Origin of the sequence: Dehalococcoides sp. UCH007 (assembly GCF_001010485.1) — a bacterium.
Classification (GTDB): domain Bacteria; phylum Chloroflexota; class Dehalococcoidia; order Dehalococcoidales; family Dehalococcoidaceae; genus Dehalococcoides; species Dehalococcoides mccartyi_A.
In genome coordinates this window covers 962,275-984,947 of the sequence record NZ_AP014722.1, presented here as the reverse complement: position 1 = coordinate 984,947, position 22,673 = coordinate 962,275, and the positions used below count along the sequence as shown (strand labels likewise).

The following is a 22,673-nucleotide window of genomic DNA, read 5'->3' as shown; positions in this document are numbered from 1 at the left end:
TCGGATTCCAGTAGCATAATTACAACTTATTGTAAGGCTAAAACAAATCAGCTTCAATATAGTATTTTGGATATGCATTTAGATAGGGCTTAACCTGACTATCGAAGACCCCCGCAGTTCTATGCTCAAATTTTATTGCCAGTCCATGGGTATCCGGTGCTTGATTAATGTTTTCCATACCAGCCCTGTTATTGACTGTTAATCCGCACAGGTATGAAGGGGTGAAACCAGACAGTCTAGTTTGATAGATTTGCCCTTTAGCGGCATGATTGATAATAGATGCTTTTAGATGTTTTATTGAAATGGGCATTGGCAAAGAGATAGGCGTGAGTAACGGCCTGCCAAAACCCTGTGGGATTTTTTCGAATAACAGTCATTCGTTTGCTTAAAAAATATCCGAAATTTGTTCTAGACTTGGCAGGGGTATGCTTTTTTGCCTATGCCGGTAATGCTAAGTTTGCCGCTTTAAGGCAGGGTATCTAAAAGGTCAGCCGCGTTTAAAACTTTTACGCATCTCGAATTCTATGGTTCCGGCGTAAACAGATGTGCGGGAGCGGGCATATTATTTAAATTAACGGGTGCGGCCGGATCTAACTCAGGCATATTCCGCTGTACCATTTGGCGGGTATCAGCCTTACCAAGAAATCGGCAGGATTGAATAATGTAACGACAAAGCGGGAGCAACAAGCTTTCCGTTACCTGCATAGTATATCTTTGCGGATAAAAATACGGGGATTGTATTTACCAATCTGCGGGGTTAAAATCTTATCAATTGAGCAGGTATCTTCGTAATTGCATTAGGAGGTTTGCCATGTTTCGAAGCCGTAAGGCACTTTCCCTGGTTTCTTTTGTCATGGCGGCAGTAATGCTGGGCGGGTGCAATACTGCACCGGCTGCCGGAGATAACATACCGGTTAACTCTCCCTCCAGCCAAAATACAGAAGTTTTGGAAGGGCTGGTAACCATGTGGCATATGGACGAGGGTACGGGAAATACCATTTATGATTCTGCCTCCAGTCATAATGACGGCGTAATAAGCGGTGCTAGCTGGGTTACAGGCAAAAAAGGTTATGCCTTAAGTTTTAATGGAGTGGACAACTGGGTGACGGTGGCTCAGACGTTTATATTTCACCAATCCGCCGAGGCTACTATCTCATTCTGGATTAACCCGTCAGATACCACTCACCGGCCTGTTTTCTGGACGCGAAGTGACAATGAAGACTCAAACAGGTTTCATGTCTTTTCCGGCTGGGATAATCAAGCCCTTTTTGGTTTTGACTACCGCTCTGCGGACAGTGAGTTGCACGAATTTGGAGAAATTGATGTTCCTTTAAACCAGTGGACTCATATTGCAATTATCCGTTCCGGCAATGATTACAGTATTTACCGTAACGGCCAGTTAGTAACTCAGGTAACAGATACTTCTCCTGCTCTGCCCACCTATGAAGGCAGCTGGTTTATAGGACGAAGGAATTTTACCGAAACTTTGTACAAAGGTTTGATTGATGAAATAGCTATTTATAACCGTGCTCTTTCACCTGCGGAAATACTGACTATTTATCAAGGGTAAGATATTACAATTTAACTGTAAAATAGCTTGTGATAAGCACTTGGCGGCAATCCATATTTGGTTGTTTTTCTTTACTTTTTTCTGGCAATTGCCAAAGTAATAATACCTAAAATACCTATGCCTATGGCAGGGCCGGTTGTGTTGTCTGAAAGGAATGTCCATACGGCAAATGCTATGCAAAGCAATCCGACGATCATCCGGTCTTTTCGCATGTTTTAGTCCTTCCGTTCGTATTGGCTACAGATGCCAAAGGTAGTGTAATAATAAACACTTCTAAAACTGGTTGCAATATATCTGGAGTAAACCCGAGCCATTTATTTGTGCTTGAGTTTACCGATGTATTCCCCTGCGGTGTATCTTAGTGTATTAACTGGAAATATTGCGATTTTCAAAATACCCTCTTATTTTAGCGGTAATAGCCTCTTCGAGCGGCTGGCAGGCGGGATAGTTGATTTGTAAATAAATGCAGTTAAAACTGCTGGTTAGTTCCATTACGCAATCGGTTATGATTACCCCTTCGGTGCTGGTTGAAGAAACAGACGACCAGAATTTGCCCCGGCATATCTCTTCATCGTCAATCCTGATAATAAAATCTTTGGAATAAAGCCCGTTTGAAAGCTTGGGTATATCACTGTAACCCAAATATGCATTCCACTTTTCAATTCCCGATTTACTAAGTATCAGGGCGCATTCGGTGCAGTTGAAACCTGAAATATCCTGGTCAGTAAGCAATACTTTGGCGCTGTCCATCAGGACAAGCCTGAAACCGCATTGTCCGGTTGACAAACAACCGGTTAGCGGCTGCACCAGCAGGCAGATAGTGATAAATAGCGCCAGAAATTTTGCATTCATGAGATGCACCTTTTTGACATATTGATTTTATAATACTCTGTCATATCTGAAATAGTAATACCACACTGTTCCCTTATGGGAAATGAGCAGGACTTTTAGTGCGATTGCCTCTTCCGGTTCTACTCCATCTATTGCATAAATAACAGGATTAGCACTGCCATTGGTATCCGGAGACGAAAAGTTGCTAGCTGTATAATCAGTAGCTGTATTTGTTGCCGTGTCATAAATCCCTATGGGGTGCAAATCAGCAGGTGTTTGCTGTTTGGCTATTATTTCACCTGATTTACGGTATAAATGCCCGCAATAAGTAATTTCTGAAAAAACCGGAGCTGCTCCCCATAATGCTTCGTCACTATCACACCCGGCAAAACTTATCATGGGGAATGCCAGTACGCCACATAATACTACAAGAACCGCTCTATTTTTTATTCTGGACATTTTATAGTTTTTAATCCCGTCTACCTATGTTTTATATAGTTACTCCGGATTTCACTTTGTCTCGCCACCCGGTGAGCGATAGTGAATTTTAAGGGTAGATATAAAACTCACTTTCTCACTATAAGGTAAATTGTCGGACCCAACATGGGGAAGAAGAACGTGAAGACTCCCCAAAAGAATATATATGTTTTTCTGTAGCTGCGTTTTATTGCATCCTTCACAACAAATACAGTTAAGGTACTGCAAAAGATAAGCCATAAGATAAATGCGGGACTAAGTATTATAAGCTTCGGCATAAGCTACTCTTTCCAGGTATTTTACGGCTTGTTAAACACAAAATTTAAGCATTCCAAACCTATATATTAATTTTTCTCTGCGTTTCAGAGGAAAAGGCTGGGGTAAAAATATAAATGTCGTTAAGATATAGACGATGCCCTGTCATTCCACCCTTCAAATGTTAACGCTGCATGATTGGAATCTGCGGGCATGGTAAAGCTGTTGCCCTGAAAACCGGAATATTCCCAGAGTGTAACCGGTGCCGTGCTGCAAATTTTGGCGGAAGATATGCAATCATCCCACCCCAGTGATGCCAGATTGGATAACTGTATAAACGGGGCAAGCTGCATAAGTTCGCCTGAGTACATCCAGTCTTTAAAAAGTTCGCTTTGATCAAGCCTCAGGTTTTGTATACTGCCATTAAATGGCAGGTCATATATTTTCCCGTATTCCGCTTCAAGAAATGTTTCCATGGCTTTGGCATCGTTAAAAGCGTACAGTGCTCCTGTTTTATCAGTGGTAAAATGGAGTTGCTGCCCATTAAAAAGGGTGATTTCTTCCGCTCTGTACCATGTGCCATCTACATTCACAGGGCATTGGGGTATAACTTGGATAATTTTGGCTTCTTCTTCTGCGGACATCGGGTACATGGCTACTATTTCCGAGGGACTAAGTGGGGTTTTAAAGGTGCTATCAAGAGTACCCTGATTTGGGAAATATTTGTTTACGGGTTCTATTGCAGAAACTGTGGTCATTTCCGGCAGAATAGATATAACGATTGCAAGTAATATCGAAAACACTACTTTAGTCATAATCACTCCTCAGAGCTTTTGAATACAGCCTAGCATATGAAAATGAACACCAGATGAACAATAGATGATTATCAGATGACCATTGAGGGTAAAATAGTGCTATTATTAGGGATTATGGATAGCGAATAGATAAAAGGTTTTGTTAATTGCGGATTTTGTTGGTTGATGATGATAAAGCTCTGTGTCAAACGCTGAAATGGGCGCTTGGTGAGCTCGGGCATGTAGTTGAATATGCCTGTGACGGCATTTCGGGTGAATACTTTGCCCGGAATGGAGAATTTGATTTGATGATATTGGATATTGGTCTGTCTGACAAAAACGGCATTGAAGTTTGCCGTATGGTTAGAGCCGAAGGTGCCGCTTTATCTATTCTTATGCTGACAGCCAGAGATACCCTTGAATCAAAGGTAAAAAGTTTGGATGCAGGGGCAGATGACTACCTTTGTAAACCATTTGCTTACAGCGAATTGTTTGCCCGTATCCGGGCATTGCAACGCAGGGCATCAAGGGTTATGGCACCTGTTGTAGAAATAGGCGGCATATTTTTTAATAATTTATCCCATGAAGTCAAAAATGGTAACAACGAGATTAAACTGACTGCGGCGGAATTTCAAATGCTGGAATACTTCATCACTATGCCAAACGTGCTTATTACCAGGTCAATGATGGAAGAACATCTTTGGGGAGCAGAAAGTACCTCTGCTTCAAACTCAATTGATTCGCTTATAAAAAAGTTACGCCAAAAGCTTGGCTGGGATGCGCGGACTGGTCCTATCAAAACCTTGCGCGGGGCGGGATACAGGCTAGACAGATGAGTGTTAAGGCTAAGCTTACTGTCATATATTCACTGGTATTGCTGATTGTTCTTTGGTTTTTTGGTTTTACATCGTATTTTTTATTATCATATGATTTGTTCAGCAATCTGGATAGTTCTCTGGCTGGCGAAGCCGAAAAAGCCAAGGGATTGATAATCCAAGGCAGTGATAACAATTTGTATTATGCGGGAAGTGTATCCGCTGATTTAGTGTATGTTTATGATATAGAAACCGGAAATGTGTTCGGTAGTGAGGTGTATGAATCTACAGTTTTAGCGTCTGTTTCAGATATCTGCGCTACCAGCGGAGATATACCCTGCATGCTGCTGGAAACATCTGATCCTGAAATACGTTTATATGTGACCCGGTATGAGCATGTTTCTGAAGCTAATCTGCTGCTTGTATATGTAGGTGATGCCAGTTATATCTACCGTACCCTGGATGAATATAAACACGTACTTTATATGACTATTCCATTCGCCCTTATTATCGCTGCGGTGTTCGGGTATTTTGTGGCTCATAGATCTTTCAGACAGGTTAAGGTGATTGCCCAAACTACCGATAGTATCAATCCGGCTAATCTGAAGGATCGTATTCCGGTAAAGCAAAATGATGAACTGGGACAGCTTTCCTCAACTCTCAATTCACTATTTGACCGTGTATATGGTTTTATTCAGAGTCAGCACCGTTTTACTTCAGATGCTTCTCATGACCTTAAAGCCCCCCTTACCGTGATACGCGCAGAGTCCGAGCTGGCCCTGAGGAAAGAACGGAATTCCGAAGAGTATCGGCAGGCTTTTAAAAATATCGTCAAACAGGTAGAGAGGATGACCCTTATTATAGATGATTTGATGACACTTGCCAGCCTTGATGCCGGCCCGCGTCCGTCACACAGCTCAAAAATAGATTTGGGTGCTGCCTTGGAAAGTAGTGCTGATAAATGGCAGACCGCTATGCAAATAAAAAAAATAAAATCTGTTCGCCAGATTCAACATGGGTTAAGCATATACGGCGAAGCTGAGCAGTTTAACCGTCTGTTTGATAATCTTTTATCCAATGCTGTGAAATACACCCCGTCAGGGGGTGAAGTGAGCATTTCCCTGAAGGAAGAGGACGGGTTTATTGTAGTATCTGTACAAGACAGCGGAATCGGCATAAGCAAGGAACACCTGCCCCATATTTTTGACAGGTTTTATAGGGGTGACTGGGATATAGAAGGTACAGGACTAGGCTTGTCTATAGTGAAGGGCACTTCGGAACTGTATAAAGGGCGGGTTGAGGTTATTAGCGAACAGGGTAAAGGCTCCGAATTTAAAGTATTTCTACCTCAAAGTGCCTCATAACCAAACGGATATTCGCTGTTTATGTGAATTTGACTAGAATGGCGGTATTAAAACCGGTTATCATGAGGCTGATTAACTGATGCCTATGTGGATGACTAGTAAACAGAAAGTATGCCTAGCTGGATGCTATGAAGCTTTTTAATGTCCCGGTGTCGTCATATACAGGTTCTACCGCACTTAAATTCTTTTTATTTCCATATATAACGGGTAAAAAATGGGAAGCACGGACTGTTAATCGGGTACTTCATAATAAAGCTTACACAGGGATAACTTATTTTGGTCGTACTACTGGCAAAGATCATAAGAAAACAAACGAAGATACTTGGCACGTTCTTACAGATGTTACGCCTGCTATTATTAGCCAGGAGTTATTTGAACAAGCACAGTCTGCCCTTGCGAAACTGAGAGGGCTCCACTCTGGAAAAGCTAAACATGAATATCCACTAACCGGATTTGCTGTTTGTGGAAAGTGCGGTAGTCCACTAGTTGGCAACTGTCTGCGTGGGAATTATCGTTATTACCATTGTCGTGGAACGTATCCCACGGCATCAAGGGCAAAGATATGTGATGCCCATTATGTTAGAGCTGATTGGCTTGAAGAAGTGGTTTGGGATAAAGTGAAAAGCGTTCTTAGCCAGCCTGAACTTTTGTTAGCTGAAGTGGGCAAACAGGTGGAAAATGAAAAGGCCCACTATTCAACAGGTACAATGGATAAGGAGATTAAAGAATTAAGCCGCCGTCTTAAAGGATATGCTGGGCAGGAACGGCGTCTTATGAATGTACTGCGCATGGATTTAGCAACACCGGATATTGTTCTGGATGAAATAAACCTTATGAAAAAAGAACGGGAAGCAGATCAGGTGCGCCTGAATGGTCTTATCCAGGCTAAAGAAAACCTGGTAAAGGCTTTGGAGATGCAGGAGAGCATTAAAGAACTTTGTGCGAAGGTGGTACCCTGTTTAGATAGTTGCTCGAACGCTGAAAAGAAAGATGCTTACACCTATCTGGATTTGAAAGTTTCAGCCACTCCGGAAGGTGTAAGCATCAAAGGTTACCTTGATTTGAACGTACTCACCATTGCACGAACATGGGGATATCTGCCTTTTGAAGCGTATGTCGCGAAATAAATTCGAGTAGGTGACTTTGTTATAGTTTTGAGTAGAAGCCGGTTAAGGCTTTTGTTTTTGGATCATATTTTGGAATTGGAATATATGATCGCTTTTTATCCCCATATATGACGGGTAGATTGTGTTCCCTTACTTTTTCAAGTAATGTTAAAAGTGTTTTAACTTCTTCGTTGGTTAAACAGTCTTTCCAGAATTCATCCATTTTCGGCATCTTTAGCCAAGCCTGTTCTATTAATCCTTTGGCTTTTTCAGTTAGCTCTACTTTTACCATATTCTTTGGTTTATCGTAGGATGTTCTGGTAATCAGTCCGTCTTTTTCCATTCTTATTAGTAAAGTAGAAATAGCATGGGGTTCGAGTAGAGCTACTCTGGTAATTGCGGCAGGATTTGTAACTCCCCCAAGAAGACAAATTGTATGCAGTAAAATATACCTTTCGACTGACAACCCGATGTTCTTCAATTCTTTTGAAAGGTATTTGTGATCTAGAAGAGAACTGTGATTAAGAAGTATAACCAAGTAATGGCCAATTCCAATATCTGAGAATTTTGCATAATCCATAATGTATGCATTATAGCTCGCGTATATAGATATGGCAAACATAGTAAGCAAAATATACAAATTACATTTTCTAGCATGACCAATTTCCATATTGACATCTCGGCGAACAGAATGTACTATGGAAAATCATATATGAAATTCACATGTGTAAATATTTGATGGAGCGATTTGAGCTTAGAAGTTGGTACTGAAAGGAGAAAATAACGAACTGACTTTCGGAAGAGACCGGATGACAGCAGGAAAGTCTGCGGAAGATGAAAGGAGATCTATATGCCTAATTATCATTCGACGCTTTCTAGAAGAGAATTTATGAAAGGTCTGGGTCTAACTGGGGCTGGTTTGGGTGCTGCATCGGCTGTTACGCCATTGGTTCATGATTTGGATGAATTAGCTTCAACTTATATAGGGGAATCCGCCCATCCATGGTGGGTAAAAGAAAGGGAGCATGGAAATCCAACTGTTGAAGTGGATTGGGATATGCTGACGCCAAGCTTTTCTATTTCTACTGGTGTGGATGGTATGTCCTATCCGGGCCCTTATCCTGCATACATGATTCATAAGGATTCTATATTGAATCCATCCCATATGGATCCTGATAAACCTGGATTTAAGATGCAAGATTATGCCTTGTTAATGGGTGCTTCGCAATTGGCTCATTACGATACTTCTGTAGATTTTTTCCTAGGTCCGCCAGCTGCAGGACTTCAAAAAAATAATCAGGATCCATATCCAGATGCTTGGCCAGATTGGGGTTGGCCTGATGAACCTAAGTTTAAAAAGGTTCCACGCTGGAGTGGAACTCCTGAAGAAGCCAATCGTATGATCAGGGCTGCAGCATATTGCTATGGGGCGCATGCAGTCGGATTTTTAGCAGTAGATGATAAGGTTAAGAAACTCACTTTTGCTGATGCCATAAAATGGGAAGATTGCGATAAACAATACTATACCGGCGAACTAGTAAGTCCTGGCCCTGCTTTAAAATTTCCTACACGGGTCGCTGTAATCCCGAACAAATGTAAGTGGGTCGTTGTCCTCCAAGTAACTCAGCCGTATGATACCAGCAGATTGCTTAATAATCTTGATGAATTCGGTCGTGGCCCTATCGCTGAAGCAGGAACATGCATGGGCTATAATCAGAATCACATAGTAATGAGACGCATGCAAGCTTTTTTGAAGGTACTAGGATATATTGGGGCTGGGAATGCTATACCTTATAACACTGGTGCAGGTGCACTGGCTGGATTAAATGAAATAGGTAGGCATGCTCTCGGGATTAGCCCGACCTTAGGTTCTGCTTATCGAGTAAATATTACATTATTTACTGATCTACCAGTTGAACCAACTCCTCCTATTGATGCAGGGTTAATGCGTTTTTGCAAAACTTGTAACGTATGTGCTGACCTTTGCCCGAATGAAGCCATAAATAAAGAAAAAGAACCAACTTGGGAACAACCCCCCACTAAACTTGGACGCCCTGAGTATGGTATTCCAGCGGGTACTAAAAATACTTGGACTAGATATGGTGTAAAGCATTGGCCAGTAGACTATGTTAGATGTCAAACATGTCCATATTGCCAAATGTATTGTGTTTTTTCTCAACAGAACTTTGCTATCACTCACAACATGATTAAAGCTGTTGCTTCAAATACATCTATGTTCAATAGTTTTTTTGCCAGTATGGACAGATATTTTGGTTATGATGATGTGAATAGTGACTATACAGAATGGTGGGATCGTGATCTGAATAAAAATCCAAGTGGTATCACGTATGCCCAATTGCTTGGGCATTAAAGTAATCTTGTTAGACGTAATTGATATAAATATTTTTGCTTGAATGCAAATTTGATTTGTAGATTAGTTTTATTTTCAAAAGATTACTAAACACAAAATTGAGGAGATAAAAATGTGGCTAGCTGTTGGTTTTATTCTCGGTATTTTGGTTTTAGGTGTGATCTGGTGGTTAAAAGATAAAATCAGGTTAATGGTTTGGTATGAATGGCTAGTAGGAATTGTTGGATTAGTTTTACTTTTCTTCACCATACAAAATTACTTCGGGTCTGTCGAAGAGTTTCAAACCAAACCCGCTATGATGTTCTTATTAGTCACTGGGTTGCCTGGTCTTATCCTCTTAGGAGTGAGTTGGAGATTAATTTTACGGCATAAGAATAACAACGTTTGAGACTGAGGATAGAGGCTGAAGATTTAGTCCTCCAGCCTCTATGTTTTTATGACCGAAGTTTTGGATTGGTATTTATTAGTTAATTAATAAGTTAGGCCTGGACTGCAATCAAACACTCTCCAGTATTAAGGTAGGTTTACCTGCTAATTTCTATTTGAGTTAAAGATTTTAATATAAATGCTAACAAACACTTTTTTGATGAGAATGTCAGAATATCGTTTTTGTTATTTTTGAGTAAATCAGTGATGCTATTTGAAATGGAGCAAAGTATGAAAGAAGTAATAGTATCGTGGAGCGGGGGCAAAGACTGCACTCTTGCCTGTTATAAAGCTATAAAGAGCGGGCTTAAGGTCAAATACCTGGCCAGCATAATCACCAAAAGCAGCGGCAGGCTCTGGCCTCACCTGCTTTCACCGGAAACACTCAGGATGCAGGCCGGAGCAATAGGCATAACCCTGCTGGAGTGGCCGTCAGCCGCCGAGGGGTACGATGACAACTACCGCCGTATGCTTAGCCGCCTTAAGGAAGAGGGGGTTAACGGGGTAGTCTTCGGGGACGTCAATATAGGCAACAGTTTTGCCGGAAAGCACCTTAACTGGATAAAGAGTGTCTGTGAGCCAACCGGTATGGAATACCACTTGCCGCTCTGGGAGGACAACCGCGCCACCCTGCTTGGGGAGCTGATAGAGCTGGGGTTTGAGGTACGGATACTGGCGGCAGACAGCACCGAGCTGGGAGAAAGCTGGCTGGGGCGCAAGCTGGATAAGGAAATGCTCTCGGAGCTTAAGCTGCGGCACAGTTTATCGCCGAACGGGAACGTGGGCTATTACCACACCTTTGTAACCGACGGGCCTATCTTCAAGTCACGGCTGGTCATAGAGGAATGGGACAGGGTATTTGACGAACAGGCCAAATTTGGAGGTATGGGCGTCTGGTACATGGATATCAAGCGCTGCCGCTTGGAGAGCAAGAAAGCTGACCGAAGCCCTCTGGTCTCAACGGAAGCAGTATGAAAGTCTACCACCTGATATACGAGCCGAGCTACCGCTCAGCGGTGTTTCACCACTGGATGGAGTGTAACCCGGGGTGCAAGGGCTGTTTCTGTATTGACATTTAGGTGCGCAATATGTAACATGTGAAATACACAAGAGATAATCATAAGTGAATATACTATATAGAAATATGATTGTTCGGAATAGAGTACCGAAAGGAGAGAGCAAGTAAACTGACTTTCGGAAGAGACCGGATGACAGCAGGAAAGTCTGCGGAAGATGAAAGGAGATCTATATGCCTAATTATCATTCGACGCTTTCTAGAAGAGAATTTATGAAAGGTCTGGGTCTAACTGGGGCTGGTTTGGGTGCTGCATCGGCTGTTACGCCGATGTTTCATGATCTGGAAGAACTTGTCTCTGGTACTCCCGATAACATGTCTTATCCGTGGTGGGTAAAACAGCGTCCGGCTGGTAATCCTACTATGGAAGTAGATTGGGATATGCTTACCCCCAGTTTCTCTATGAAAACTGGCGTGGATGGTTTTTCATATCCTGGCCCTTATCCCGGTTATCTTGTCCATCAGGACGCTCAAGCTAATCCCTCAAAGATGGATCCCAATAAACCCGGATATCGTATGGAAGATTATGCACTTCTTATGGGGGCATTACAGCGCGGTTTACATGACTATTCTGTGGATGAGGTGTTAGGAGCAGATCCCACAGGCCCTCAGGTAAACAATGAGGATCCTAATCCTGAAGCTTGGCCAGATTGGGGTTGGCCTGATGAGCCAAAGTTTAAAAAAGTTCCCCGCTGGTCTGGGACACCTGAAGAAGCAAGTAAGATGATACGGGCGGCCGCTCATTATTTTGGAGCATATAAAGTCGGTTTTCTTGAAGTGGATGATAAAATCAAAAAACTCACTTTTGCAGATGCGACAAAATGGGAAGATTGCGATACTCCGTATTATACCGGTGGATTGATAACACCCGGACCTGCTTTAGGTTTTCCTACACCCGTAAAGGTACTACCGAATAAAATGAAATATGTCATAGTTTTGCAGGTGACACAGCCTTTTGATACTATGCGTATTCTTGGTGATCCTAAAACGAATACCAGCATGCATGCTATGAATGTGTCTTCATTTGTAATGGGCTACAATCAACGCCTCACTCTTCTTATCCGCATGCAGACTTTCTTGAAGGTATTAGGATATCTGCGTTCGGAAAGTGTTTGGGTCTATAACACTGGGGGAGGGGCATTAGCAGGAATGAATGAGATAGGCAGACATGGAATTGGTATAAGTCCTGAATTAGGTTCTGCATACCGGGTAAATCTGGGAATATTTACAGATTTACCGGTTGCACCTACTCCTCCAATAGATGCTGGAATAACTAAGTTCTGTGAAACATGCGGTGTGTGTGCTGACCTCTGCCCTAATGAAGCTATAAATAAGGATAAGGAACCCACCTGGGAATTATCACCATCAAAGTTAGGTAGGCCCGAATATGGTATACCCGCTGGCACACCTAATACATGGAGCAGACCCGGGGTTAAAAATTGGCATGTTGATTATGTGAGATGTCGCGGCTGTTCATATTGTCAGGGATATTGTGTTTTCTCTCAAAAGAATTTTGCTTCCATGCATAATCTTATTAAGGCAACGGTATCAAATACCTCACTTCTTAATAGATTTTTTGCTGATTCTGACAGGTTCTTTGGATATAGCAATGTAGATAGTGATTTCGATGGTTGGTGGAACCGAGATTTAGGTTCAGCTACCTCAGATTTAAACTATGCAAGGCTTTTAGGGCGTTAGATCTAACGAATTAGGAGGAACAAAAGTGATATTATTAGAGGGGATTCTATTAGGAATTGTCTTAGTAGGTTTGTTTATTTGGTTTAGAAGTAAGAACATGTCACTAACCTGTTATGAATGGCTAATGGGTATAGCAGGTATGATACTTTTATTTTTCACTGTCCAAAACTTTTTCGGCAGTTTAGCGGAATCAGAATACGAACCTGCCTATATGATCCTGTTATTCATGGGCATACCAACCGTTGTATTATTAATTCTTCCTTGGCAGTTGGCACTTCGAAGAAACAAGCGAACTTAACAGTAATTATTTATACTCAAGGGGGGCCAAGTCCCCCTTGAGTATAGTATGTAGGCCTTCTGCTTTCCTCGATTCTTTTAATATGTTAATAATACCTTCTTAAGTATATTCAAACTTAGAATAAGGCTTTATTATGAGTAAGATTAGCCGCACTTTTTCAGTCAAAAGCAAGGATAATTATGCCGAGAAAATTGATGCTTACTACGAGGCTGGTTGGATTATCCGACAGACGTATTTATATCACATAAACTAGACAAAGAAACCAAACTATCAATTTTCCAATATCGTAAGCATCTTTGGTTATTTCAAAGTGTGGAAATAAGGGTTTATATTTTTGCCTGGAAACCCGTTAAAGAACCCGTCTTGTTATTGTGTATAGGTTTTGCCTGACCTGAATTTTTCTTATTTCCGTAGATAAAAGGCAGATTATATTTCTTAATTCTCTCAAGTAAATCTATAAGGGTTTGCACTTCATCATTTGTTAGGCAGCCTTCCCAAAATTCATCTAAATCAGGTATTATCTTCCAAGCCTGTTCGACCACAGTTTTAGCTTTGTCCGTGAGTTCTATCCGTATCATATTTTTGGGTTTAGCATAAGCGGTTCTGGTAATTAGTCCGTCTTTTTCCATTCTTATAAGAACAGCAGATATTGCATGTGGTTCCAATATGGTTTCTCGGGTAATACTGGAGGGATTGGTTATCCCGCCCAGTGTGCAAATTGCGTGCAGTATTATAAATCTTTCAACGGTTAAGCCAACTTTTCTTAATTCTTGTTCCAGTTTCTTATGATTAAGATGAGAGCTGTGGTGCAAAAGTATGGTTAAATAATGTCCAATTTTGAGATTTTTAAATTTAGAATAATCCATAATGAACAAGTATAACTCCGATCACAGATTTAAAGCAAACACAGCATAGCGTAAGCTCCTTTGTTAGAGTTTATTTTCAGGTATTGAAATCACCAAGTGTAAGTTGTAATATAGATATACACATGAGAATACACATGAGAATACACAATTGAATTAAGAGTGCTTTTTCGATATGTAATCGCGAAAGGAGACAAATGCAAATTGACTTTCGGGAGAGACCGGATGGCAACAGGGAAGTCTGTAAAAATAAGAGGAGATTAAATATGTCTAACTATCATTCAACTTTTTCCAGAAGGGAATTTATGAAGGGTTTGGGTATAGCCGGGGCAGGTCTTGGTGCCGCGACTGCTGTTACCCCTGTTTTTAAAGATTTGGATGAACTAACGTCTTCAACTTCGGCACATCCTAAACGTGCTTGGTATGTAAAAGAGCGTGAATTTGGGGATATCGGTATAGAGATAGATTGGAATATTTTGAAACGTCGTGATACGCGCGGGTACTCTTACTGGAATCCGGTGATTTGGAAGCAGCACTATCCGGCCTACGACATGGATGCATTCCGAAAAGCCTTTGATAATAAGACCAAAGAACTCTGGCCTGACTATGAAGGGCCTACTACTCGAGATTATGCTTTGAAAAATTCAATGTATTCAGTCGGTTTGGGTTGCCCTCATTATTTGTATAACGTTGAACAATTCGGTGTAACACTTTTAAATCCTGCACCAAGGCCTGATGCAATTGGTATGCCTAAATGGCAGGGGACTCCGGAAGAAAACTCCCAGATGATTCGGGCTGCTTTTAGTCTTATTGGTTTAGGCCCTTCCATTGGTGTGGCCGAGTTGGATGAAAAAAGCAGGCGTTTTGTTTGGGAATACAATAATTCTGGGCAACATATAATCTTTGATGATGATATTACTGAGACATACAGGACAACTAATCCCCCAACTGTTCATATTCCTTCCTCGCACAAATATGTCATAGCTACTCATAACATGGGGGCAGATGAGATACTTCGCCGTGCTCCTTCAACTATTGGTGCTTGCACTGAGACTATATCATATGCGCGTGTAGCTTATGCAAAGAGCTTTGTTGAGCAATTTATCCGCGGACTTGGCTATAATGTAGTTTATGGTCATTCGCTTCAGGCTGCGCCAGCCTTTGATTTTTGGAGTGGGGTAGGTGAACATGCCCGTATGGGGCAGGTTTGTTTATCACCAGAAAATGGCGCTATGATGCGCACCCATGCCATCTTTTTCACTGATTTACCACTCGCGCTTACCAAGCCTATTGATGCCGGCATTACAAAGTTCTGTGAAACTTGCGGTATTTGTGCTGAGAGCTGTCCGGTTGGAGCTGTGCCGCCTAAAGGAATCAATCGCAACTGGGACTCTAATTGTGACGGACAGAGTTTTGATAATGACATTGAAAACGGTGGCACCGAGGTAATGTATAACGTACCTGGCTACAAAGGTTGGAGAGTTGATGGGTTTAGGTGTTTGGCGGATTGTAATGGGTGCAAGGGTGCCTGCCCCTTCAATGCTATTCCCGATGGCAGTTTTATTCATAGTGTGGTCAAAGCTACCACTTCTACTACTCCGCTATTTAATAGCTTCTTCACTCAAATGGAGAAATCTATGCATTATGGCAAGCAGGACAAAGATCCTGAGTCATGGTGGCATGAACCTTCTGCCTGGCATGTGTATGGCAGTAATCCGAAGTTATTGGGTTAAATTTGGAAGGAGTATAAGATGCAGTACTTTTTGCTTTTTGGATTTATAGGTGCTATTTTAGCTATTGGGCTGTATTCATTTATAGGTTGGTTGCGTAAGCGGAATACGGGTGCAACCTGGTACGAATGGCTGATGGGAATTACTGGAATTGTGCTGTTGCTAATGGCAATTCAGCATTTCTTTGGGGCGATGTCAGAGTTATTTCCATTTGCCGCTTGGATGGGGCTTGTGATTATAGGCGTGCCTGCAATTGTTTTACTGGCTATCACCTGGCAATTGATATCGAGAAGAAGCAAGCAGGTTTAATAGTTGATTGTAGATTTTAAAGGGAGCCATATGGCTCCCTTTATTTTAGTTTTGCATATTGATCTTATATAAATTAATTAGAACAAAATTATTGCTAAACATCAGGGTATCTGTCTTTCGAAGCGTATGTTTGTTGTTAGTTTTTAATCATAATAGACACCTGAACCAATTTGTTTCATGAAGAAGGTTGGGATTCTTGCCGTAAAAGAGGATGCAAAACCATCTAAATCTGGGAATAAAGTTGTTCTTGTTATATTCATATAGTCAAGCTTAATTAAAGCTTGGCTTCTTTGATTGCCGTTAGCATCATTGTTGATGACGAATTTTGTTATGCTTTTTCCGTTATATCCTATGGCATTACTAAATGCTAATATGTTTTCCTCCAGATTAGTAGATACGTCACCCTGATATAAAAACACACCTCTCTGATAAGTAAGTCTTTCATTTAACCTGAAGGGGTTTAAATTTAAAATATATTGTTTCGGAATGGAATTGTTACTAATTTTACCCGAAAATTGATTCCAATCACGATTGTATTGATATTGTTTGTAGGCTTCATCTAATTCCGGAGAATATGTATTCAACCCATTATTATTCCACGTGGTATTAAAAGCCCATAATGCAACTTGGGAATTTATTTTGGCTCTCTCAAAGGCAAAATAAATTCCTACGTATGGGGAATAAGTAAAGTCGAGTAACCTAGTAGGTGCCCCATAGTGTTGCATTAAAGCTAGCCATTCATCTTTATGGGAATTGTCTGGTAGATTATTTTTATATTGATATAATCTACGTTTAAACTCACGTCTCATCAATCCTTCAATTTCTTCTCGATTACCTTGGGGTACAGCACAAAGATCGCAAGCTCTAGTGAAAGTCGTATCCAATTTCCACTCAGCATTTTCTTGCCCACGGAAAACCCAGATATCTTTGCCATTTAATAGAGAAAGACATTTCGTTTCCAGATCATCAATGTTATCGCATTCGATAGTATCAAAATATTCTTCCATTTGATCCTCCTGCTAAAATGGATATATTCAAGTTAGGAGTCTATAGAATAATATGTAAGAATAGACCTATATATCTACATTTTCATGCGCATGTTTAAGAGTGTCAATCTTTCAAGCTGGAATATTTGCTAATTTCTCAATAAAAATGTCGCATTGGTCAATCACATATTGTGGAATAGTTTGATACACCGAAGGATTGATTTGATAAATATAATCGTTCTCGATGTGGAATGCTTCATTAATAAATTTTTGAATTATATCTGAATTTAATCTATCCTGCTTATTATCAAAAATGATTCGATATATATGAAGTTTTTCGTAATTACTCATGGTTTCTTTGTATAATTTAATAAGAGAGGAATCATCCTTCACCAAGTTTAATGCGCTATTATAATCAAAGTCTTTAAGGTGATACTTTATCTCCTTCTCACCTTCTTTCACTTCTTCAGAAGTCATTTCTCTAGATGATTTATTTTCAAATCTCAATGGTTTTTCTCTTCTGTGAATCAGATTTGAAATAAGCTCGTATCCCATCCCTTTTTCATTCAAGATTTCGAATAATCGCCTCAAGTAAACAATTTTATTGAGGACATGTGTATCTTTCGATATATTAAACTTATTTATATCAATAAAAGTCTTGATATCTTCTTTGCTAATTGTTTTTTCTATAAGTTTACCCGTATTATTTTCTAAGAAAAAAGCCAATGGTTTTTCATATCGATCAGTATGGTGATAAACCAGATCGACTATAGGTTCGAAATCGTGTGTTAAAAGTAAAACGGTTTTCCCTCTGAAACTTTTTTCTTTTCGAAATAGCATATCTACGATTGCATATTTTTTATTGTTATCAAATGAAGAAATTGGATCATCCAAAATAATCAGTTTTGGTTTATTTTTCAGCGTATTAAACATGAAGAGAATAAGTGCGAATGCATTACGTTCTCCAAAACTTAGGTGATTTTTTGTGTTAGTCACCTCTTCAGTATAGTCATAATGAAAAAGTCTTAATTTAAGTTGATCTTCATGTCCATTTAGACTGACAGTATATTTATAGCCAGCGTTCTTAAGGAAATAATTAATGTCATTACAATGCTCTTTAATAAGTTGTTCTATTAACAATTTTTGGCGGTTAATACTACCTTGTAGTTTTCCTGCTTTTTTCAGTAATCTATCAATGGAATCATTTACGATATTTACTTTCTCAATGGTATTTTCTGACTGCATATGATTGTAAAGTTCAATTCCTATTTTATATTCGTTCAGGCCTTCAATAACTTGATCTACTTCTTTTAAGGATTGGAAGCTAATGTTTTGTGCATCTATGAATTTTTTATTAAGTCTATCCACTTGGTCTCTGATCTCTCTGAGATACTCGACTTGCTCATCAGAATAACCATTTATACTCGTAATAAAATCGTCGATTCTTGATTTTGTGTCGTCTGAGAAATATTTTCCTAACCTTTGAAACACAGCGACTATTTTGTTTAAGTTTTCTATCGATTTTGGTTCGTAGACTTCGCTGACTTTCTTAATGCTCTTTTTATTTTTGATATCATTAACACAATAAGGGCAATTATCGGTTATATCAATAAAAGACTTGCCATTTAGTTGCCATTGCATCCATCTATAATTATCCTCTCTTTGGATGTATGCCTTGTAAATTTCAAGACCATTAGGTATATTTTGGACAGTGTTACCTTCTTTAAATGCTTTTGAAAGCGGACTCGATCCATGAATTCCGGTTTTTGTTGGTCGACCAAAACTATCACTCAATTCGTTGAAATCTGATATTAGATTTTCAATATCCTTGTCTTGGGCTAGAATGGATTTTAAATCAAGGACTAATTTTTCAATCTCATTGATACCTTTCTCGTATTCCTCACCTCGGATAAAAATATCAAAACTTCCTTTAAGTAATTCATCTGGCTTATACACAAATCCATTTATATAGTCTTCATCGAAAATCATGCAACTTCCTATATCGTCAATACCTTCGACCATAGGTCTAAGTTTTCCATCATTCATAGCTTTGAAGGGTGTAAGTGTATAAATGCCATTCGTGCTATTTAGCTTATCGTTTACTGATAAGTTGATCGCTTTGGCTATTGTACTTTTACCAATGCCATTTATGGCGTATTTAATATTTAATTTGTTTTCACAAATAACGACTTCGCCTTCGTCAATATTGTTACAATATTTTAATTTAACTTTCATTAGAGTCTCTTCTGTCATTATGAGTTTCTCCGATGTTTATTTGTTGCTTGCCTTAATTAATTTAATTAATTTATTATCAGCGCATATCACTTTATTCATAACCCCGATTTTCCCAAGGTTGAAAATAAGAAAGTCTCTACCGCAATGACCATTTTTGCTCATATTGTTGTATGGTGGCCGTAATTCGTATATAAAACAACTTTCTATGTCCAAAATACGCTCGATTGAAATACGAGTACCTTTCGGTAAGTTGACTTGACCAAAAGCCACTAAGAGTTTTGTATCTATTTTATAAAGCCATTGGCGCTGATGTTGTTTTAACCTTTGACTAAAAGTTTGTTGATATGTTTCACCAATATATAATAATTTTTGGGGTGTTCTACCGCTACCTTCATAAATAGCATAGATTCCGCTTCCATTAACAGAAGAGGGTATCGTCAAATTCGTACTGATTGGATAGTATCCTTTCCATTCAATTTGACACCACTCCATTACATACTCCTCATGAATTATAATTTTAATTCGTAAAAATATAGATTAGTTATCTAGATATTTTTATATAATTATTTCTTGCTTTAATATTAACTGAGTATTGGAGTTCATTTAACCGATAATAATTGATTATTAGTTGATTCCAAGTTGCTCCCTTATTGATGCAAAACCTGATGAATCCATAAATACACTAGTGGATACCGCAAATATTGGTTCACCTTTATAATTTAAGAGTACTTTTTTTACGGTTTTATAGATGTTTTTAGCCTGTGTATAACAAGCAATTTCTATATTTTCTCGATTAAATTCGGGACTATCAATCGAGAAAATCTCTATTTCGAGTTCGAAAACAAGATTAAATAGGGTGTCTTTTTCTAATTCATCTGCCGCATAGCCTGAAAAAAGTATTTAGTTTTTGAAAACCCATTTCTTAGATCTAACTCGGATGCCCACTCTCTTTTTCTAATAGTCTGATAAGTAGGGATTTCTGGGTTATGCCCTAATGCTTTCCTGACTATATGTAGTATGGTATCTGTAGATATTTGATTTAAGGATAGGTAAACTTGGGTATCGGTTGCAACTGTTGCAGCAAATAACGAAAAACAATCAGTCAAGCGATTTGAATATCTACTTTTAAGCTCTAGATAATATTTCGCGGTGTTTTCAGCAATTATGGTGTAGTTATCTTTTCGTCTGAATAATCCCCCCATTGGGTGGCATCTCCTGATCTATATGATATTGAATCAATGATACACTTCCATAAATACCAAAACAAGACATTAATAGATAAATAAGAACAAGAATAATAATATTGGAAGTGTTATACATAATTAGTGGAAAATTTGGTGCGTTATGGGTGCAATAATCTGTAAAAATTACAAGATACTTTACTAAAGGCATACTAGAGCGAGAAACTATCATGGAAAAGGATGTTTATACATTGTCATGCTTGTGTATAGCTGCCATCTCATTATTTAGAAGGGCAAGGCATTGGTAAGATTAGGTGTCAGGGAGAATCGCCGGGTTAAAAAATTTTGAACCTGCTGCAAATGAAATACTCAAAGATAGGATATAATCAAGATAACAAATCAGTAGATATTACGATTTTCAAAAATACAAAGATTAGGCTGGAGCTAGATGATATTATGATTACACCGCAAGCTATACAACCTGATGGTATCTCATCAACTTTAGAATTTGGTATGCCTAAAATTCTTAGTCGCCATAATGTACATGTGCTTATGTTTGAGATAGCAAAGAAACATAGAAACAATGCTCTGGGTGTGAAGGATAAATCCTTTAATCTCGAAATCAAAGATTCTATGATTGCTATTTTGTTTTGTTTTACTTGTTTAGAAGCCTATATAAATTTATTGGGTAACGATTTTAATCTTGATACGAATTGGGACAAAAAAAGTTACACTTCCATAGAGAAAAAATTATTGGAAGTGTCCAAAGCAATTACATCGGTAAAAAAAATTAAAACTGAAATTGAAGAGGATTCTGAACTTTTTAACTCTTTTAAAAAGTTGAAGTATATCAGAGAGAAATATATTGTTCACAAAAAGCCTAAATATCGAGAAGTAATAAAATCTAGTTATGGGAATACAGATGAAATTATTACTGTAATCAATGCCCAAAATGCTGATTGGGCGTGTCATCTAGTGCAGAGGATTGTTTTATCGCTGGATTGTTGTATTGAAAAGCGCGAATATATAGATTGGGTGAATTCTGACAATGATTCATGAATCATTGTCATTTATGGGAATGTATCTTCTGAATTTTAATATCAGCTAAAAAGCGCATATTGAAAAGGTACACGGCTATCTAATTTTCTGATTGTAGTTAGTTGCGCTACAGCCTACTTGAATATAGAATCATAGATATGACTTATCAAAAGCGCTACTATTCACCTGATACTATGCCGATAGTTTATTGTTTTGCTTGTCTTCAGGTGGTGCTTGCCAGTTCTGAAGAAGCCAGAAAGATTTATGAACAAATACTAGATTGTTACAGATTACCTGGAGTACCAAATCTTTTCAGTACGTTCAATGTAGAAATGCCTTCAGAAGACAGATGTAAAGAGCAAATCAAGGCATCCAATATAGACGGTTTATTTTCAGAATTTGCGGATAATGTTTTTACAAATAAGTCCAAAGAATTTGGATATTGGTTTGGTGATGATAATTTAGAAACAAATAATCCGGATATTAAATTATATCAAGGGTTAATTACCGAGTTGATAAATATTGGGTTTAATAATCAATCAGAACGGTCTAAAGGTGTTTATAAAGTCACAAGAGAAAGCTCTCCGCTCTTGGTACTGGCTATTAAGTTTTACTCCTCTGCAGATTATAATCATATGCAGTATGTAGAAAATGAACGGATGGTGGGCTTAAAAATATTGGGCCATACATATGATTTCACTAAGTTGATAAGAACTAAATCCGGTAGCAGAAAACATCGTGATCAAACAAAGAGGTTCAAACGAGATGGGTTTACCATGTGTCACGATGAGAAAATAGTTAAGGTAGCTACCAGGTGGTATTACTCACGGGTAAAATATTCTGGCCCAAAGGAATTCTGTGATAAGATAAAGGGCAAGGAATTTACTTTTGATCCTTCAAATATAAGCAATGAAATCAAGCCTTGTGACGAGGCAATGGGATATCCTCGAAAAGATTAATAAATTTATTTAAATATACCATGAGAGTAAAGGCCATCCGGTAAAAGGGTGGCCTTTTATTTTGTACAAAAAATATACACTCTTGCAAACGCAGATGTACAAAAAACCCATACGCTGTTGCTGGCTGTTTAATGGCAAAATGCAGGTATGTTAGTGAATAAGCTAAATACAGAAGTTAAGTTGAGCATGGAAGTGCATACGATTTCTATGACTCAACAAGCAGCAGGCAAACGGCTCTTCAGCAGTCTTATTGACCGGGCTCGCCAGGCTGGAATGCATCCTGTGTCTTGCG

The 22,673-nt window shown here is 39.1% G+C and carries 23 protein-coding genes and 1 pseudogene; 13 read left to right on the top strand and 11 right to left on the bottom strand.

All coding sequences use genetic code 11. The annotated features are described in order from the left end of the window. Window positions 1–37: 37 nt before the first annotated feature. Window positions 38–178, bottom strand: a complete 141-nt coding sequence (locus UCH007_RS05160; protein WP_023652561.1) for a hypothetical protein — start codon at window positions 176–178, stop codon at window positions 38–40. A 633-nt stretch (window positions 179–811) separates the two neighbouring features. Here UCH007_RS05160 and UCH007_RS05155 point away from each other — a divergent pair. After that, window positions 812–1,570 (top strand): LamG domain-containing protein, encoded by a 759-nt coding sequence (locus tag UCH007_RS05155; protein ID WP_046961241.1) that lies wholly within the window; start codon window positions 812–814, stop codon window positions 1,568–1,570. A 71-nt stretch (window positions 1,571–1,641) separates the two neighbouring features. Here UCH007_RS05155 and UCH007_RS05150 read toward each other — a convergent pair whose 3' ends face one another. The 5 genes from UCH007_RS05150 to UCH007_RS05130 form a co-directional block, all read right to left on the bottom strand. Then, window positions 1,642–1,782, bottom strand: a complete 141-nt coding sequence (locus tag UCH007_RS05150) for a hypothetical protein (protein WP_023652557.1) — start codon at window positions 1,780–1,782, stop codon at window positions 1,642–1,644. Window positions 1,783–1,936: 154 nt separating this feature from the next. Continuing rightward, on the bottom strand, window positions 1,937–2,422 hold the full coding sequence (locus tag UCH007_RS05145) for a hypothetical protein (RefSeq protein WP_023652555.1): 486 nt from the start codon (window positions 2,420–2,422) through the stop codon (window positions 1,937–1,939). Window positions 2,423–2,449: 27 nt separating this feature from the next. Next, window positions 2,450–2,860: a hypothetical protein gene (locus UCH007_RS05140; protein ID WP_172644174.1), complete on the bottom strand. Its 411-nt coding sequence runs from the start codon at window positions 2,858–2,860 to the stop codon at window positions 2,450–2,452. 107 nt (window positions 2,861–2,967) lie between these two features. Continuing rightward, window positions 2,968–3,156 (bottom strand): PLDc N-terminal domain-containing protein, encoded by a 189-nt coding sequence (locus UCH007_RS05135; RefSeq protein ID WP_012882280.1) that lies wholly within the window; start codon window positions 3,154–3,156, stop codon window positions 2,968–2,970. A 120-nt stretch (window positions 3,157–3,276) separates the two neighbouring features. Next, the gene (locus UCH007_RS05130; protein WP_046961240.1) at window positions 3,277–3,948 is read right to left on the bottom strand and encodes a hypothetical protein; all 672 of its coding nucleotides are present in this window, start codon (window positions 3,946–3,948) and stop codon (window positions 3,277–3,279) included. Between the two features lie 158 nt (window positions 3,949–4,106). On the opposite strand from UCH007_RS05130, the gene UCH007_RS05125 reads away from it, so the two are divergent. From UCH007_RS05125 to UCH007_RS05115, 3 genes are all read left to right on the top strand, one after another. Then, on the top strand, window positions 4,107–4,763 hold the full coding sequence (locus UCH007_RS05125) for a response regulator transcription factor (RefSeq protein WP_231854681.1): 657 nt from the start codon (window positions 4,107–4,109) through the stop codon (window positions 4,761–4,763). Further along, a complete protein-coding gene (locus UCH007_RS05120) occupies window positions 4,760–6,106 on the top strand; it encodes a sensor histidine kinase (protein WP_046961238.1) in 1,347 nt (448 codons plus the stop codon). The genes UCH007_RS05125 and UCH007_RS05120 overlap by 4 nt, the downstream gene beginning before the upstream one ends. 128 nt (window positions 6,107–6,234) lie before the next feature. Beyond that, complete coding sequence (locus UCH007_RS05115; RefSeq protein WP_082111141.1) at window positions 6,235–7,233, top strand: recombinase family protein; 999 nt, start codon at window positions 6,235–6,237, stop codon at window positions 7,231–7,233. A gap of 19 nt (window positions 7,234–7,252) precedes the next feature. On the opposite strand, the gene UCH007_RS05110 is transcribed toward UCH007_RS05115, so the two are convergent. Then, complete coding sequence (locus UCH007_RS05110; RefSeq protein ID WP_052753401.1) at window positions 7,253–7,882, bottom strand: MarR family winged helix-turn-helix transcriptional regulator; 630 nt, start codon at window positions 7,880–7,882, stop codon at window positions 7,253–7,255. Between the two features lie 180 nt (window positions 7,883–8,062). Between UCH007_RS05110 and UCH007_RS05105 the strand changes: the two genes are divergently transcribed. The 5 genes and pseudogenes from UCH007_RS05105 (at window position 8,063) to UCH007_RS05090 (ending at window position 12,782) form a co-directional block, all read left to right on the top strand. Beyond that, entirely contained in the window at window positions 8,063–9,583 is a 1,521-nt protein-coding gene (locus UCH007_RS05105) for a reductive dehalogenase (RefSeq protein WP_046961237.1), read from the top strand. A 112-nt stretch (window positions 9,584–9,695) separates the two neighbouring features. Then, a complete protein-coding gene (locus tag UCH007_RS05100) occupies window positions 9,696–9,971 on the top strand; it encodes a hypothetical protein (protein WP_046961236.1) in 276 nt (91 codons plus the stop codon). 269 nt (window positions 9,972–10,240) lie between these two features. Then, complete coding sequence (locus UCH007_RS05095; protein WP_046961235.1) at window positions 10,241–10,984, top strand: diphthine--ammonia ligase; 744 nt, start codon at window positions 10,241–10,243, stop codon at window positions 10,982–10,984. After that, window positions 10,981–11,076 (top strand): annotated as a pseudogene (locus tag UCH007_RS07930) (radical SAM protein); the annotation flags it as partial. The gene UCH007_RS05095 and the pseudogene UCH007_RS07930, both read left to right, overlap by 4 nt. Before the next feature lie 182 nt (window positions 11,077–11,258). Further along, window positions 11,259–12,782 carry a reductive dehalogenase gene (locus tag UCH007_RS05090; protein ID WP_046961234.1) on the top strand — a complete coding sequence of 508 codons (1,524 nt, stop codon included), beginning with the start codon at window positions 11,259–11,261 and terminating at the stop codon, window positions 12,780–12,782. 624 nt (window positions 12,783–13,406) lie between these two features. Here the strand turns inward: UCH007_RS05090 and UCH007_RS05085 are convergent. Then, the gene (locus UCH007_RS05085) at window positions 13,407–13,946 is read right to left on the bottom strand and encodes a MarR family winged helix-turn-helix transcriptional regulator (protein ID WP_156171839.1); all 540 of its coding nucleotides are present in this window, start codon (window positions 13,944–13,946) and stop codon (window positions 13,407–13,409) included. A gap of 263 nt (window positions 13,947–14,209) precedes the next feature. Here UCH007_RS05085 and UCH007_RS05080 point away from each other — a divergent pair, with 263 nt between their 5' ends. Both UCH007_RS05080 and UCH007_RS05075 read left to right on the top strand, forming a co-directional pair. Further along, window positions 14,210–15,676, top strand: a complete 1,467-nt coding sequence (locus UCH007_RS05080) for a reductive dehalogenase (protein ID WP_046961559.1) — start codon at window positions 14,210–14,212, stop codon at window positions 15,674–15,676. A gap of 18 nt (window positions 15,677–15,694) precedes the next feature. Beyond that, on the top strand, window positions 15,695–15,982 hold the full coding sequence (locus tag UCH007_RS05075) for a hypothetical protein (RefSeq protein WP_046961231.1): 288 nt from the start codon (window positions 15,695–15,697) through the stop codon (window positions 15,980–15,982). A 143-nt stretch (window positions 15,983–16,125) separates the two neighbouring features. Here UCH007_RS05075 and UCH007_RS05070 read toward each other — a convergent pair whose 3' ends face one another. From UCH007_RS05070 to UCH007_RS05060, 3 genes are all read right to left on the bottom strand, one after another. Continuing rightward, window positions 16,126–16,989, bottom strand: a complete 864-nt coding sequence (locus UCH007_RS05070) for an FRG domain-containing protein (RefSeq protein WP_046961230.1) — start codon at window positions 16,987–16,989, stop codon at window positions 16,126–16,128. A gap of 111 nt (window positions 16,990–17,100) precedes the next feature. Beyond that, the gene (locus UCH007_RS05065; RefSeq protein WP_052753400.1) at window positions 17,101–19,221 is read right to left on the bottom strand and encodes an AAA family ATPase; all 2,121 of its coding nucleotides are present in this window, start codon (window positions 19,219–19,221) and stop codon (window positions 17,101–17,103) included. Between the two features lie 18 nt (window positions 19,222–19,239). After that, window positions 19,240–19,695 carry a hypothetical protein gene (locus UCH007_RS05060; RefSeq protein ID WP_046961229.1) on the bottom strand — a complete coding sequence of 152 codons (456 nt, stop codon included), beginning with the start codon at window positions 19,693–19,695 and terminating at the stop codon, window positions 19,240–19,242. A gap of 1,034 nt (window positions 19,696–20,729) precedes the next feature. Between UCH007_RS05060 and UCH007_RS05050 the strand changes: the two genes are divergently transcribed. Both UCH007_RS05050 and UCH007_RS05045 read left to right on the top strand, forming a co-directional pair. Continuing rightward, complete coding sequence (locus UCH007_RS05050; protein ID WP_156171837.1) at window positions 20,730–21,443, top strand: hypothetical protein; 714 nt, start codon at window positions 20,730–20,732, stop codon at window positions 21,441–21,443. Window positions 21,444–21,580: 137 nt separating this feature from the next. After that, complete coding sequence (locus UCH007_RS05045; protein ID WP_046961226.1) at window positions 21,581–22,381, top strand: hypothetical protein; 801 nt, start codon at window positions 21,581–21,583, stop codon at window positions 22,379–22,381. Window positions 22,382–22,673 lie beyond the last annotated feature (292 nt).